The organism is Streptomyces cyaneus (assembly GCF_004028635.1).
Taxonomy (GTDB): domain Bacteria; phylum Actinomycetota; class Actinomycetes; order Streptomycetales; family Streptomycetaceae; genus Streptomyces; species Streptomyces cyaneus.
In genome coordinates this window covers 418,062-432,126 of the sequence record NZ_RQJW01000007.1, presented here as the reverse complement: position 1 = coordinate 432,126, position 14,065 = coordinate 418,062, and the positions used below count along the sequence as shown (strand labels likewise).

Below are 14,065 nucleotides of genomic sequence, written 5' to 3'. Positions count from 1 at the left end.
CGGCGTGGTACTTCTCGTCAAGGTCCCCCCAAGGGAGTGTTTTCAAGAAACTTCGGGGAGGCCGTCAGGCCCCACAGTAGAAGCGCTTGAGCTGCAACAAGCGTCACAGTGGCCTCAGTCGGCGGCGGGGCGCGTGAAGTCGACCTCCCTCGCCGTGAGGATCCGGGCGCCCATGTTGCGCTCCATCATTTCCAGGGCGGCGGATGCCAGATGGGGATGGATGGAGGCGACGGCGTCCCTCGGCACCGTCACCTCCAGGTGGCGGATGTGGGCGTCCAGCGCGGAATAGAGGACGCACTGCTCGGTGACCTGGCCGGTCAGCACCACTTGTCCGACGTCCAGTCGCCACAGGAGGTAGGCCAGGGGCGTCTCGTAGAAGACGGAATGGCGGGCCTTCACCACGAAGAGCGACTCGTCGTCGGGGCGTATCGGCTCGATCAGGTCGGCGTGCGGTCGGGCCAGCGCAGCGTTCACGAGTTCCCCGTGGTGGGAGCGCCACAGCCCGAAGTTGTCGTTCGCGTAGATCACCGGTGCGTCCGCCTTGCGGGCCCGGCCGATCAGCTCCGCCAGGACGGGCACGACGCGGCGGACGGACGGCACGAGCAACTCGGCGTCCTCGTGGTCGTAGGTGTTGATCATGTCGACCACGACGAGAGCGAGCCCCTTCGGGTCTGTACGCCGGTCCACGCCCTCCACCGTCCGTCCGGCTGCACTGGGAACGCGCTGGCGAGTACCCGGTGGCTCGACCGGCGTAACAACGGCGTGCCGCAGGCTGGCGTCAGCCCCGTCAGCTCTCCGCGACGACCCGTACGGTGTCCAGGCGCTGGTCGGCCGCGTCCGGCAGGAACATCCCCGCCTCGACCCCTGTGACCAGGTACTTCAGTACCGGCTCGGTCAGGCGTTCGCCGGGCAGGACCACGGGGATGCCGGGCGGGTAGGGCGTGATCATCTCGGCGGCGATCCTGCCGACGGCATCGGTCGCGGGGACCTTCGCGTGCGGCGCGAAATAGGCGTCCCGGGGCAGCAGGACCTGGTCCATCCGCAGCTCGGCCGGGGACGGGACGGTGACCTGAGGGGCGTCCCGCAGCTCGGCGGCATGGCCTGCCAGCTCGCGCAGGGCTGTGAGCAGCCGGGCCGTGGTCCCTTCGTCGTCGGCGTGGGTGAGCTGCGCGCTGATGCGCCGGTGGTCGAAGAGATGGGCGTCGATGTGATGGTGGGCCCGCAGCCAGTCGGCCGCCCGGTAGCCGCTGGTGCCGAGGTCGCTGATGTCCATGACGACCGGGAGCGGGTCGAAGTCGGCGGCGAGGCCAGGGCCGCAGAAGTCCTTCGCGTCGTTGACGTGGAAGCCGTCGATCGCCTCGATGGCCGTACGGGTGTGTGACGCCAACTCCAAGGCCTGACCGATGAGTTCGTGACCGTGCTCGACCATCTGCCGGCGCCAGGCGTCGATGCCGGCGTAGATCAGGACGTTCGGGCTGGTCGTGCCGAGGAGGTCGGCGCGTGAGGCCAGTTCGGCGGGGTCGACGAGGTCGCCCTGGAGATGGAACACCGAGCCCTGCTCCAGACCGCTGCCCATCTTGTGGATGCTGGTGACGCAGATGTCGGCGCCCGCGTCCATGGCCCACGCCGGCAGATCGTCGTGGAAGGGGAGGTGCGCTCCCCACGCCTCGTCCACGACGAGCGGCTTTCCGCGCCGATGACAGACCTCGGCGATGCCCTTGAGGTCGGCCGCGGCGCCGTACGGCGTGGGGCTGGTGACCAGGGCCCCGTCCGCGTCCGGATGCTCCGTGAACGCCTTGTCGTAGGCGGCCGTGGACGGGGGATGGGCGAGGTGCCGGGCGGCGTCCCACTGGGGCTCCACCCACACCGGCTCGACGCCGGACAGGATGAGCCCGGCCACCACCGACTTGTGCGCGTCCCGCCCGACGAGGAGCCGGTGGCCGGGGCGGGTCACCGCCAGCATCGCCGCCTTCACCGACAGGGAACTGCCGCACGTCGAGAAGAACGTATGGTCCGCGTGCACCGCGTCGGCCATGAGGTTCTCGGCCCGCGCCAGCACCCCGCCCCTGGTGAGCCGGTCGTCCAGGCCGCCGTTGGCCAGGACGTCGCCGAAGAAGACGGCATCGCCCAGCACGGCACGGGCGCGTGGATCCGCGCCGCGCGCGTGCTTGTGGCCCGGGGGCGTGAACCCCAACTCGTCGACGTCCTGGTACCGGGCGAGCGTTTCGAGGATCGGGGCCTCGGCGTGGTTCGCACCCATGGGGGGCGGGTGCCCCGCGGCAGGCACGGCATGCGGGTGCTTCGCACGATCCCAACGTCCTACGACGCGAGCGAGGTGCCCGTACATGCCAAACCCACAGCAGCCGGAACTGCGGCGCAGCACCGAGGGCGGCGCGGGCGTGCCCCCGGATCAGCGGTCCGAGCACCCGTGACCTGATCGCCGAGCACCCGTGATCCGGGATCCCGCGGCGCGTCGGGGCACCGAGACGCGTCAGGGCACCGACAAGCGCGTGGCCATGCGCCGTGGCCGCGTCCCCGACGCAGCCGTCGCTGCCGACCTGCTCGGACAGCCGTAGCTTCCACTTCGCGGTGTGCACCGGGAGCGGCACCCGTCCCCCACGTCGCACACGGCCGGCCGTGAAGCGGCCCCCGGTCTTTCACGTCGGGTTTCCCGGGTACCCGGCGCTTGGCACACCGCACGAAGAGCGGACCAGGAGGTACCTATGAGCACGGTCAAGGAAACGGTCGACGTGGAGGTCTCGCTCCGCAAGGCGTACGACCAGTGGACGCAGTTCGAGGACTTCCCGAACTTCATGGAAGGCGTCGAGGAGGTCACACAGCTCGACGACCGGCACAACCACTGGACCACCAGCATCGGCGGGATCCGGCGCGAGTTCGACACGGAGATCGTCGACCAGATGGCGGACGACCGGATCACCTGGCGTTCCGTCGGCGGTGACACCCAGCAGCGCGGCTCGGTCCGGTTCGAGCGCCTTGACGACACGCACACCCGGGTGGAGCTCACCATGGACGTCGAGCCCACCGGCGTCGCCGAGAAGGGCGCGGACGCCTTGGGCATGATCGACCGGCGTGTGAAGGGCGACCTGCGCCGTTTCAAGGACTACGTCGAGAGCGGCGCCGGCCCGGCCGGCGGCTGGCGCGGCCGCATCCGCCCGGGGGACCCGGACACCACCCTCTGACGCTCGGCACACACTCCGACGAAACCCCAGGTCATCGACCTGGGGTTTCCATGGGTTTCCATGTGGAGCTCGGGAAGCCGTTACTGCTTCCAGGCCCAGTGCAGGCGGTCCAGCCCGCTCTGGTTGTTCAACTGGAGGCTGAGGTTGATGCCCGTGCCCTGGAGGGTGGTGAGGGAGTAGGTGTCGCCGTTGCGCAGGCCGGGCCAGTAGACCGAGCCGAGTCCCAGTTCACGGACGGTGTCGGTGGCCGCCTGGATGTAGGCGATCTCGTGGGAGCCGTTGATCGGCCCGTTGTAGTCCAGGCCGGAGGTCATGGTGGCGCCGAACTCGTCCAGGATGGTGCGCGAGGCGCAGTCGCCGATACGCGCCTTGAAGTCCTGCTTCCACTGGTCGTAGCTGGTCCAGTCGGTGTGCCAGAAGCCGTAGTTGTGCAGGGCCAGCCGGGTGCCGTTCAGCCGGCTGTCGGCGCACACGGGCTTGACGTCCTCGCTGTACTTGACGCCGCCGATGAGGATCCGGTCGCGGGGCACCGAGCGGTGGGTCGTCACCCAGTTGGCGGCGATGTCGCGCCACTCCTGGGAGGTGTAGCCGAACGGCTCGTTCATCGGCTCGAAGTACACCTGGGAGTTGCGCCCGTAGGCGGAGGTGATCCGCGCCCACATCTGGTTCCAGGAGGCCTGGTTGTCGATCTTGCCGTCCTTGGCGTTGTCGGCCTCCCAGTAGCCCAGGATGACCTTGAACCCCTTGGCGGTGGCGGCGTCTATCGCTCCCCGGTAGGACTTCCAGAAGGGGCCGTTGACGGAGGTGGGGTTGACTGGCAGCCGGACGGTGTTGGCCCCCAGCTTGCCGAACCCGCCGATGATCGCCTTGGACTTGGCGTAGGTGGTGGCGTAACTGTCGGAGGTCGACAGCCCCGAGGGCACGACCGCGTCATCGGCGTAGTTGTCGCGCGGGTCGGCCCAGTTGACCCCGTGGAAGTCGCTGACGGGCGGTACCGCCGCGTAGGTGGATGAGGGGGAGGCGGATGCGGGGGAGGTGAGCGCTCCCCCGAATGCCGTGACGCAGGCCAGCAACGCACCGAGGCAAGCTGTCCGGCGATGGTTCTTTCGTGGCACGGCGTCGTCCCCTTCTGAGCAGTTGCGTTCGCGAAAACTCGCAGACACAGACCGGTGGCTCGATGGCTCCCGCAAAGTAGAAGATGATCCGAACAGAGGTCAACACATCTGCACACAAAGTTTCATTATGAATCTCGACCCGTCAGGGCGTCCCCTGGGTACTCGTCCGAGCGGTAGGGAGGGCGGACGTGCGGGACGGAGGACGTGCCCATGCCTGAACTGCCGGATGTCGAGGGGTTCCGGAAGGTGCTCCGGTCCTGCGCGAAGGGCAGGACCATCCAACGGGTCGACGTGCGCGACACCGGCGTACTGCACGGGGTGAGCACGAGGCGGCTGCGCGATGCGCTGGAAGGCCGCCGTTTCACCGAGCCGGAGCGGCGCGGCAAGTGGCTGCTCGCCCGCACCGGCGGCCCCACCCTCATGCTGCACTTCGGCATGACCGGCGCATTGGTCTGCGGTCATCCCGACGACGCGGCCGAGGCGCACGACCGCGTCCTGTTCACCGTGGCCCGTGACCGTCAGCTCCGCTACCGCGACCAGCGCAAGCTGCAGGGCCTCTGGCTGGCCGAGAACGAGTCGGAGGTCGTACGGCTGCTGCAGCGCCAGGGTCCCGACGCGATGGCGGTGGGCCGTAAGGAGTTCGAGGCCGCGCTCTGCGCACGCCGCGGCAGCGTCAAAACGGCCCTCATCGACCAGTCCGTCCTGGCCGGCCTCGGCAATCTGCTGGCCGACGAGATCCTGTGGCGGGCAGGACTGCGCCCCACGAGCCGGGCGAGCGATCTCACCGAGGCCGACTGCCGTCGCCTGTACACGAACATGCGCCGCACCCTGCGCTCCGCGGTCACCGCCGGCTGCGTCCCGCCCCGGGACACCTGGCTCACCGGTCACCGCGACGACCCCGTCCCCACCTGCCCGCGCTGTGGCCGGCCCTTGCGCCGGTCCCGTATGGCGGGCCGCGGCACGGTGTGGTGTCCGCGGTGCCAGTAGTGCCGTAGCACGGAAGTGCCGATAGTGCCGTAGCACGGAAGTGCCGAGCCGGTGGGTGCTTCTGCGGCCCGGTCAGCGTGGCACGCCGCCTCGGCGCAGGACCTTGTCCATGCCGACCGCGACGATGACGAGGGTCCCGGTCGCGACGTCCTGATAGAGGCTGTCGATACCCGCCTGGGTGAGACCGGAGCGGAGCACATTGACGATGAGCGCCCCGATCAGCGTGCCGACGACGCTTCCCCGGCCGCCGAAGAGGCTGGTCCCGCCGATGACGACGGCGGTGATGCTCTCCAGGTTCGCCGTCTGGTACGCGTTGGGGTCGGCGTTGGGGATGCGGCCGAGGGCCTGCCAGGCGGCGATGCCGTAGAGGAGTCCGGCGACGACGTAGACCGACAGGATCGTGCGCGGGACGTTGATGCCGGTCAGGCGGGCGGACTCGGGCGCGTTGCCGACGGCGTAGATGTGCCGGCCCCAGCCCGTCTTGGTGAGCACGTACCAGAAGAACGCGTACAGCCCGAGGAGCAGGAGCGTCCCCCAGGTGAGGAGTACGCCGCCGACGTGGAGGCCCTCTCCCCAGAAGGCGAGCAGGTCGCTGGTCACCGGATAGCTGCGGGAGTCGGAGTAGAGCCTGCTCGTGGCGTAGATGACGCTGAGCGCGCCGAGGGTGACGATGAAGGGGGGCAGGCCCAGCCGGGCCACGAGCACGCCGTTGACCAGCCCGAGGAGGGTCGCCACGAGCAGGCCGAGCAGCAGCGCCGCCGCGGGGCTGCCGCCCTCGAAGACGAGCTTGGCCATGACGATCGTGCCGAGCACCGCGATGGCCCCGTTCGCCAGGTCGATGCCCGCGGTGAGGATGATCAGGGACTGCCCCAGCGCCAGGGTGCCGATCACGATGGTCTGCTGCAGCACCAGGGAGAGGTTCTCCGGCGTCATGAACGTGTCCGTGGTGAGCCAGAAGACCAGTACGGCCACGGCCAGGGCGGCGAGCGGGCCGACCGTCGGCGTGCGCAGCGCGTAGCGCAGTGCCTCCCGTAGCGCCTCCCTCAGCGGGGCGCCCGGCTCCGGCTCGGCGGTGGGGCTGGGGGTACCGGGAGATCTCATGATCCGTTACTGGCCCCTTGCCCCCAGCAGCGCTGGAGTCCCCAGTCCGTGTCGTGGGACGCCAGTCCCCGCACCGGCTGGTCGGTGATGAGTTCCGTGCCCGTGTCCGTGAAGCCGGACGGCTCCTTCCCGCTCTCGGCGAACTCGGTGACCGCGGTCACGCCCCGGTCGGCCATCCGCACCGGGAACTGCATGACGGTGGCCGCGTACTTGCCGGCCTTGACGGCCCGTACGCCGTCGCATCCGCCGTCGATGGTGCCGATGGTCACCTGCCGGGTGAGGTCGCGTGCGGCGATGGCCGCGGAGGCGCCGTCGGCCACCGGTTCGTTGATGGTGTAGACCGAGTTCACGTCCGTCGAGCGCTGCAGCAGGTTCTCCGTCGCGGTCTGCGCGAGGTTGCGATCGCCGTTGGTGTTCGCCCGCCCGCGGATCGCCGGTGAGTCGTCCTCGATCCCGAAGCCCGCCAGGAACCCGTCGTGGCGCTGCCGGCTGACCGAGGAGCCCTCCGTGCCGTCCAGCATGATCAGCTCGGGGGCCCGGTCGGCGAGCACCGCCCTGACGTAGGCGCCCTGGAGACGTCCCGCCTTGAAGTTGTCGGTCGCGTACGTGGCGTCCACCGCGTCCGCCGGTTCCGTCGCGGTGTCCAGTGCGATCACCAGGATGCCTTGCCGACGGGCCTCCGCGATGGCGCCCAGGATCCCCGTCGTGTTCGACGGTGTGATCAGGATTCCCTGCACATCACGGGCGATGAGGCTCTCCACCGCGGCGACCTGGCCCTCGTTGTCGCCGTCGAACTTGCCGGCCAGGGCGATGAGCTCGGCGCCGCTCTTCCTCGCCGCGTCCTGGGCGGCCTTGCGCATGGTCACGAAGAACGGATTGGTCTCGGTCTTGGTCACCAGTCCGATCGTGACCTTCTGCGTCCCGCCACCCTCGTCGGAGTCCTGACCCCCGCCACAGGCGGCGGCGCCGAGCAGCAACGCGCCCACCAGCAGGAGCGTGGCCCCCTGCCGGGCGCGGACGGTGTGATGGCGCGCCATCGGTGACACCCTCCTCCGGCCCGGTCCAGCGTCTGGACGTCTCGGTGACCCACATATATGTCCAGAGTGACAATAAATAGTGCACTATGTCCCGTCGTCGATCGTCGGAGAAGTCGATCGACGGAGAAGGGGATCGACGGAGAAGGGGAGAAGGTGAGAGTCGCGTGACTGGGCCGCCCCTGCTGTCACTGCGTGGGATCTCCAAGCGATTCGGTGCCGTCCAAGCCCTCAAGGACGTCGACCTGCAGCTCCACAGAGGCGAGGTGGTCGCCCTTCTGGGCGACAACGGTGCCGGCAAGTCCACCCTCATCAGGGTCATCGCGGGTGTCGATCCCGCCGACAAGGGCGTCATCGAGTGGGAGGGCCAGGCCGTCCACATCAGGACCCCGCGGATCGCTCAGCGCCTAGGTATCGCGACCGTGTACCAGAACCTGGCGCTCTGCGACGACCTCGATGTCGCCGAGAACCTCTTCCTGGGACGGGAGCGGCGGTGCGCCGGTGTCCGGGGTCGCCTGTTCCGGTTGATGGACAACGGTGGCATGCGCGGGGAGGCGCGACGGCAGCTCGACGCGCTCGGCATCCGCGTTCCCGACGTACGTGCCCCGGTCGCCTCTCTGTCCGCGGGCCAGCGGCAGACGGTGGCGATCTCCCGCGCGCTTCTCGGCCGGCCCAAGGCCCTCCTCCTGGACGAGCCCACCGCAGCGCTGGGCGTCCAGCAGGCCGGCCATGTCCTCGACCTCGTCGACGAGGTCCGCGAACGGGGCATCGGCGTGATCCTCATCAGCCACAACCTGGGCGACGTCAAGGCCGTGGCGGACGAGGCGGCCGTGCTGCGACTGGGCCGCAACAACGGCTTCTTCCACGTCCCGACCACTCAGCAGGACAGGATCTTCTCCTCCATCGTCGGCGCCACGGGCAGCGACTGACCTGCGGCATCGGACAGATCAGCGCACCACGACAGGACTCTCAGCGGCCGTTCCCCTTGGCGGAGGAGCGGCGGCGGTCCCGGGCGGGTCGGCTGCGCCGTCCGCGGGCGGAGGAACCCGTGCCCGTGGGGCGGGCTTCGGTGACCGGCGGGGTGAGGACGACGGGCACGCCCGAAGGTGACTGGGCACCGGTGATCCGGCTCAGTTCGGCCTCGCCCGAGCGGACCCGGGTGGTCCGCGGGGTGATGCCGGCGTCAGCCATCAGACGGGTCATCTCGCGGCGCTGGTGCGGCAGGACCAGCGTGACGACGGTGCCCGACTCGCCGGCGCGGGCGGTACGGCCGCCGCGGTGCAGATAGTCCTTGTGGTCGCTGGGCGGGTCGACGTTGACGACGAGGTCGAGGTTGTCGACGTGGATCCCCCGGGCGGCGACGTTCGTGGCCACCAGCACCGTGACGTGCCCGTCCTTGAACTGGGCCAGCGTCCGGGTGCGTTGGGACTGGGACTTTCCGCCGTGCAGGGCCGAGGCCCGCACACCGACGGCCAGCAGCTTCTTGGCCAGCCGGTCGGCGGCGTGCTTGGTGTCCAGGAACATGATCACGCGTCCGTCGCGGGCGGCGATCTCCGTCGTGGTGGCGTGCTTGTCGTCGTCCTCCACGTGCAGCAGGTGATGCTCCATCGTGGTGACCGCGCCCGCGGACGGATCGACCGAGTGGACCACGGGATCGTGGAGGTAGTTGCGTACGAGACGGTCGACATTGCGGTCCAGCGTGGCCGAGAACAGCAGCCGCTGGCCGCCCGGCCGCACCTGGTCGAGCAGGGCGGTCACCTGCGGCATGAAGCCCATGTCGGTCATCTGGTCGGCTTCGTCCAGGACGGTGATGGCAACGCGGTCCAGGCGGCAGTCGCCCCGGTCCAGAAGGTCCTTGAGCCGGCCCGGTGTCGCGACGACGACCTCGGCCCCGGCGCGCAGCGCGCTCGCCTGCCGGCCGATCGACAGACCGCCGACCACCGTGGCGAGCCGCAGGCTCAGCGCGCGTGCGTAAGGGGTGAGGGCGTCGGTGACCTGCTGGGCCAGTTCCCGGGTGGGTACGAGGACGAGGGCCAGCGGCTGTCGGGGCTCGGCCCGCTGCCCGCTGGTACGGGCCAGCAGGGCGAGACCGAAGGCGAGCGTCTTGCCGGACCCCGTGCGTCCGCGGCCCAGGACGTCCCGTCCGGCCAGCGAGTTCGGCAGCGTCGCCGCCTGGATCGGGAACGGCACGGTCACGCCTTCGGCACCGAGCGCGGTCAGCAGCCGCTCGGGCAGGTCGAGGTCGGCGAACGCCTCGACGGCCGGCAGCGCCGGGGTGACCGTGACCGGCAGCGCGAACTCCCCGCCGGACGTGGTGGAACGACCTCCGTGGCCGCCGCGGCCGGCCTTGGCGGAACGACGAGCAGCGCCCTCGCCCCCCGCCGTCCGGGATCGGGAGCGGTCGCGCCCGGCAGCGCCGCCGGAAATCCCGTTCTTGCCGCTCTTACGGGAGTGGGCGGAGCTGTTGTTCCTGCGAGTTGTGCGGTCCATAAGGAACCTTCCTCGATGCGGCACGTATCGAGGAATTCCCGACGACAATGAAGAGCCGCCCCAGGATTCGCAAGAATTGAGCCGAAGAAAAGGTGAAACGAAGCCGATTCCACCGCCACAATGGAAAAGGCAATGTGCTGGGGCCCGCACCTCGAGAGTGCGGGCCCCAGTACGTCGAACGCGTCAGCGTCAGGCGGGAAGGATGATCAGGCGGGAACGATGTTCTCGGCCTGCGGACCCTTCTGGCCCTGCGTGACGTCGAAGGTCACCTTCTGGCCCTCCTGAAGCTCACGGAAGCCGGAGGTGGCGATGTTCGAGTAGTGGGCGAAAACGTCGGGGCCGCCGCCGTCCTGCTCGATGAAGCCAAAACCCTTTTCCGCGTTGAACCACTTCACGGTGCCAGATGCCATGTTGAATCTCCCTTAGGGGGCAGTGCCGGAGTCCGCACTTTACGGATCCGAGTCGCCGCAGTGATCACCCCTCCGGAAAGATCCGGAAATCCTCGGAAACAAAAAGAGTGCTCGTCGACGAAGGTCGGAAGAGCACTCGAGGTCTCTGGGAACCAAAACTGCAACGCGATTACGATAGCACGGGTCGGGGCGCAAGGCACACGTATTTCCGCATCCTACTCGAAGCCCCGTGTCTGCCGGGCGTTCAGCCGGGAATGTCGGGCGTGTACTCGTTCCGCCCCCACTCGGAGGAACCGAGCGGATGGTTGTACGCGGGCCGCCCCACGTTCCCGCTCGTCCGGAAGGGCTGGCCGTTGTCGTCGATGCGTACGGTGCCCCGCTGGTCACCGCTGGACCAGTCCAGCTCCAGGTACCAACTCACGTTGTGCGCCCGCGCGTCCGCGAAGATGTAGAAGGCCTCGGGGTCGGACTCACTCACCTTGTACTTGAAGTCGCGCTCACCGCCCTTGGGGTAGAGCGCGGGCCGCCCGGAATCCAGGTCCACCCCGTAGGCGGTCGTCTCCACGCCGCCCCCGCAGCCGACGCCCATCTCGAAGTCGTTCCAGGCGAGCGGCGCGCTCTTCTCCACCACCCGCACATGCAGTTCCTCCAGGACGACGGTGGCTTTCCCGGTGCCCTGCACGGTCAGCGCGAGCATCTGCTGCCCGGCGGCGACCCCGCCGAACGCGGTGACCCACCCGCGCGCGTCCGCCTCACTCGGCGGCGGAGGCACCCGCTCGGGCTCCCGGTCGATCAAGTAGTGCTGGCTGCACGGGGTTTCCCACTTGTACGGATTGACGTTGACGGTGGGCGCGGTGGCCCGGGCCTCGGAATCACCGCCGCCCTGTGCCGCCCCGGCACCACCGCTCCGGGAGGCGGACGCCGGAGCCGTGGGAGTGCCGCCGCGTGAGGCGGACGGCGAGGCCGACCTGCCCTTCGCGCCGGCCGACTCGGAGGCACCGGGGCTCTCGTCGACGGAATCGGCGGAACCGACGGACCGGGAGGCAGCCCCCGAGGACTGCTTCCCGCCCTGGTCGTCGTCCCCCTCGCCGGGCACGAGGTTCGCCACGAGCGCGGCCGACACGAGGACGGCGGCCACGGCGGCCCCGGCGAGAACGCCGGTACGCCGCCGCGACACGGGAGCCTCCGCCACGGGCCGCGGCTCACCCTCGGGACCGGCCTCGGCCGCCGCTGCTTCGCTGCCCGACGTCTCGGCCCCGGCCTCCGCCGCTGTCCGCGCCCCCGGTTCCTCCTGCCCAGAGGTCTCCGCAGGGGCCCCGCCCGTCTTCTGCCTCCGCCGGGCATCGGCGAGCACCCACCGCCGATGCAGTTCCACCAGTTCCTCGGGCGTCGCCTTGCACACCCGCGCGAACCGTTCCACGGGTGCGTAGTCCGTAGGTACGGCGTCCCCGTTGACGTACCGGTGAAGCGTGGACGTGCTCGTGTGCAGCCGCTTCCCGAGCACCCCGTAACTGAGCCCGGACCGCTCCTTCAACCGGCCCAGCAGCTCCGAGAACTCGTCCCCCGCCACCGTTCCTCCCCCTCCCACGTCCCGGCACCCCGTTCCAGGGGGAGGTCATTCCCCCAGGTCAGAGCTGTCGCAAGCGTTCCAGCGTCCCGGATGCCCCGGCAGTCGTGGCGGCTGGGACGGATCGCCGCACAAGCTTTGGCCATCCAAGCACGCCGCTCCCGGCCCGCCGCTTCCGGCACCCGGTCGAGCGGCCCGGCCAACACCCGTACCGCACAAGGGGGATCACATGTCCACACGCACCCACCGCACCCGCATGCTCGTCGCCGCCGCGCTCACGGCCGCCACGCTGACGTTGACGGCGTGCAACAGCGGAGAGGGCGTCCAGGACGAGGGGGCATCGGCAGGATCGGCGTCCACGGCCTCCACCACGCCGTCGCCCAAGGCGAGCGGGGGGACCTCCACCGGGACGGGCAAGACCGACTCGGCGGGCTCGACCTCCGAAGGCTCGACCGGCGGCGCGACCGGTTCGACCGGCACAACGGGCTCCACGGGTTCGTCGGGCTCGACGGGTTCCTCGGGCTCCACCGGCTCCACGGGCTCCACGGGCTCCAAGGACTCGGATCCCTCCAGGACCCCTTGCTCCCCCGCCTCCACCCGGACGACCGCCACGGAGGTCTCCCGCCCCCTGAACCACCTTCTCCTCACCGTCACCAACACCGGCTCGAAGAACTGCAACCTCACCGGCTATCCGGCGGTCCGGTTCGGTGAGGCCCAGTCCGTCCCGCCGGCCTTCGAGGACTCCAAGCCGCAGGCGGTGGTCACGCTGGCCCCCGGCGAGTCGGGCTATGCGAGCGTCCTTCTCTCGGCCGCCGACGGCAGTGGCTCGGGCGGCTCTACGGCCAAGTCCGTCGAGGTCTACTTCGACGAGAGCGCGAGTGCCGCCGCCCACCCGTCACTGCCCGCGAAGGGCGTGTACGTCGACGACTCGATCCGCGTCTCGTACTGGCAGTCGACCATGGCTGACGCCCTGGCCTGGTGATCACAGCGGGCAGCGAGAAGGCCCGGGTCGGATGACCTGGGCCTTGGCTGTGGAGCGAGTGAGGAGAAGGCAAGAAGGCGGCAGTCCGGCTCAGCGCACCGGGAAGCCGTAGGAGTAGCCCTGCTCCTTGAGCCGGGGAAGGATCCGGCGCAGGGCCTCGACGGTCTGCGAGCGGTCGCCGCCGGCGTCGTGGAAGAGGAGGGTCGGCCCGCCCGGCAGCTCCCGCTCGACGGTGGCGACGATGGCGTCCGTGCCCGGCCGCTCGAAGTCCTTGGTGTCCACGTTCCAGCCCAGCGGGCGCATGCCCCGGGAGGCAGCGAGCTTGCGGCTGTAGGGGGTGAAGGCCCCGCCCGGCGCCCGGTAGTACATCGGCCGTACGCCCCCGGACGCCTCGGTGATCATGCGTTCGGCGTCGAGTATCTGCTGCGACTGGTAGGCCCGGGACTTCTTGTCCATGGTGGTGTCGTGCGACACCGAGTGGTCGCACAGCCGATGCCCGGCCGCGACGACCTGCTTCACAAGCTCCGGGTGGGCCTGCGCCTGAGTCCCCACCATGCAGAACGTGGCCTTCACCCCGTACTCCCGCAGCACGTCGAGCACTTGAGGGGTCCAGACGGGGTCGGGGCCGTCGTCGATGGTGATGTTGACGCCGCGCGCTCCCTTGTCCGAGGCGTGCGCGATGGTGAGGTCCACCGCCTTGACGTCACTGCCCGGCGTGGCCGACGCGGCCGCCTTCGGCACGGACCCGCCCACGGCACCGGCCTGCGCGGTCCACACCGCGGCACCGGCGGCGAGCACCGTCACCCCGAGCGCAGCCCCGACCACCTTGCCGTACCAGCCCCGCCCGCCACCGTGCCGCGCCATGTCCGCCCCGCTCTCCCGCAGTTCCTCGCCGATCCCCGGTCGCCTCGCGACCACCTGGCAGGACGAGGGACGGCGGCCACGGGATGCGTCCGTTACCGATCACGGACAATCCCGGGGGAGATCGCGGACAACTCGGCCCGCCCAACGTCGCCACCACTGCCCGGCCCACCGTGGTCATCGCGAAACGCCGACCGCCTGGACCGGGTCCTCACCTCGGCCGCCGCTGACACCCTCCTCGGAGCCACCACCGCCCAGCAGTACGACAAGCGGTGACGCATGTTGGGGAAAGTGTCGGTAAATGTTGCGACCCCACCG

The 14,065-nt window shown here is 70.0% G+C and carries 13 protein-coding genes; 4 read left to right on the top strand and 9 right to left on the bottom strand.

The features are described 5' to 3' along the window. Positions 1-114: 114 nt before the first annotated feature. Both EHO50_RS27385 and EHO50_RS27380 read right to left on the bottom strand, forming a co-directional pair. Complete coding sequence (locus tag EHO50_RS27385; RefSeq protein WP_128433853.1) at positions 115-687, bottom strand: cysteine hydrolase family protein; 573 nt, start codon at positions 685-687, stop codon at positions 115-117. A 100-nt stretch (positions 688-787) separates the two neighbouring features. Continuing rightward, a complete protein-coding gene (locus EHO50_RS27380; RefSeq protein WP_128433852.1) occupies positions 788-2,260 on the bottom strand; it encodes an aminotransferase class I/II-fold pyridoxal phosphate-dependent enzyme in 1,473 nt (490 codons plus the stop codon). 463 nt (positions 2,261-2,723) lie between these two features. Between EHO50_RS27380 and EHO50_RS27375 the strand changes: the two genes are divergently transcribed. Then, entirely contained in the window at positions 2,724-3,200 is a 477-nt protein-coding gene (locus tag EHO50_RS27375; RefSeq protein WP_128433851.1) for an SRPBCC family protein, read from the top strand. Between the two features lie 80 nt (positions 3,201-3,280). On the opposite strand, the gene EHO50_RS27370 is transcribed toward EHO50_RS27375, so the two are convergent. Next, positions 3,281-4,315: a glycoside hydrolase family 5 protein gene (locus EHO50_RS27370; RefSeq protein ID WP_128433850.1), complete on the bottom strand. Its 1,035-nt coding sequence runs from the start codon at positions 4,313-4,315 to the stop codon at positions 3,281-3,283. 210 nt (positions 4,316-4,525) lie between these two features. On the opposite strand from EHO50_RS27370, the gene EHO50_RS27365 reads away from it, so the two are divergent. After that, positions 4,526-5,302: an Fpg/Nei family DNA glycosylase gene (locus EHO50_RS27365; RefSeq protein WP_128433849.1), complete on the top strand. Its 777-nt coding sequence runs from the start codon at positions 4,526-4,528 to the stop codon at positions 5,300-5,302. 72 nt (positions 5,303-5,374) lie between these two features. On the opposite strand, the gene EHO50_RS27360 is transcribed toward EHO50_RS27365, so the two are convergent. Together EHO50_RS27360 and EHO50_RS27355 are read right to left on the bottom strand one after the other, a co-directional pair. Continuing rightward, positions 5,375-6,403, bottom strand: a complete 1,029-nt coding sequence (locus EHO50_RS27360) for an ABC transporter permease (RefSeq protein WP_181449701.1) — start codon at positions 6,401-6,403, stop codon at positions 5,375-5,377. After that, positions 6,400-7,440 carry a substrate-binding domain-containing protein gene (locus EHO50_RS27355; RefSeq protein ID WP_164904956.1) on the bottom strand — a complete coding sequence of 347 codons (1,041 nt, stop codon included), beginning with the start codon at positions 7,438-7,440 and terminating at the stop codon, positions 6,400-6,402. The genes EHO50_RS27360 and EHO50_RS27355 overlap by 4 nt, the downstream gene beginning before the upstream one ends. A 164-nt stretch (positions 7,441-7,604) precedes the next feature. On the opposite strand from EHO50_RS27355, the gene EHO50_RS27350 reads away from it, so the two are divergent. Continuing rightward, positions 7,605-8,366, top strand: coding sequence for an ATP-binding cassette domain-containing protein (locus EHO50_RS27350; RefSeq protein WP_128433848.1), 762 nt, complete (start codon positions 7,605-7,607; stop codon positions 8,364-8,366). 40 nt (positions 8,367-8,406) lie between these two features. Here the strand turns inward: EHO50_RS27350 and EHO50_RS27345 are convergent, their stop codons facing one another. From EHO50_RS27345 to EHO50_RS27335, 3 genes are all read right to left on the bottom strand, one after another. Next, the gene (locus EHO50_RS27345; RefSeq protein WP_128433847.1) at positions 8,407-9,927 is read right to left on the bottom strand and encodes a DEAD/DEAH box helicase; all 1,521 of its coding nucleotides are present in this window, start codon (positions 9,925-9,927) and stop codon (positions 8,407-8,409) included. 206 nt (positions 9,928-10,133) lie between these two features. Then, positions 10,134-10,337, bottom strand: a complete 204-nt coding sequence (locus EHO50_RS27340) for a cold-shock protein (protein ID WP_109379033.1) — start codon at positions 10,335-10,337, stop codon at positions 10,134-10,136. Positions 10,338-10,581: 244 nt separating this feature from the next. Beyond that, positions 10,582-11,907, bottom strand: coding sequence for a helix-turn-helix domain-containing protein (locus EHO50_RS27335; RefSeq protein WP_128433846.1), 1,326 nt, complete (start codon positions 11,905-11,907; stop codon positions 10,582-10,584). A 226-nt stretch (positions 11,908-12,133) separates the two neighbouring features. Here EHO50_RS27335 and EHO50_RS27330 point away from each other — a divergent pair, with 226 nt between their 5' ends. After that, on the top strand, positions 12,134-12,886 hold the full coding sequence (locus EHO50_RS27330; RefSeq protein ID WP_128433845.1) for a DUF4232 domain-containing protein: 753 nt from the start codon (positions 12,134-12,136) through the stop codon (positions 12,884-12,886). A gap of 90 nt (positions 12,887-12,976) precedes the next feature. Here the strand turns inward: EHO50_RS27330 and EHO50_RS27325 are convergent, their stop codons facing one another. After that, on the bottom strand, positions 12,977-13,750 hold the full coding sequence (locus tag EHO50_RS27325; RefSeq protein WP_128434045.1) for a polysaccharide deacetylase family protein: 774 nt from the start codon (positions 13,748-13,750) through the stop codon (positions 12,977-12,979). Between the last annotated feature and the right edge of the window lie 315 nt (positions 13,751-14,065).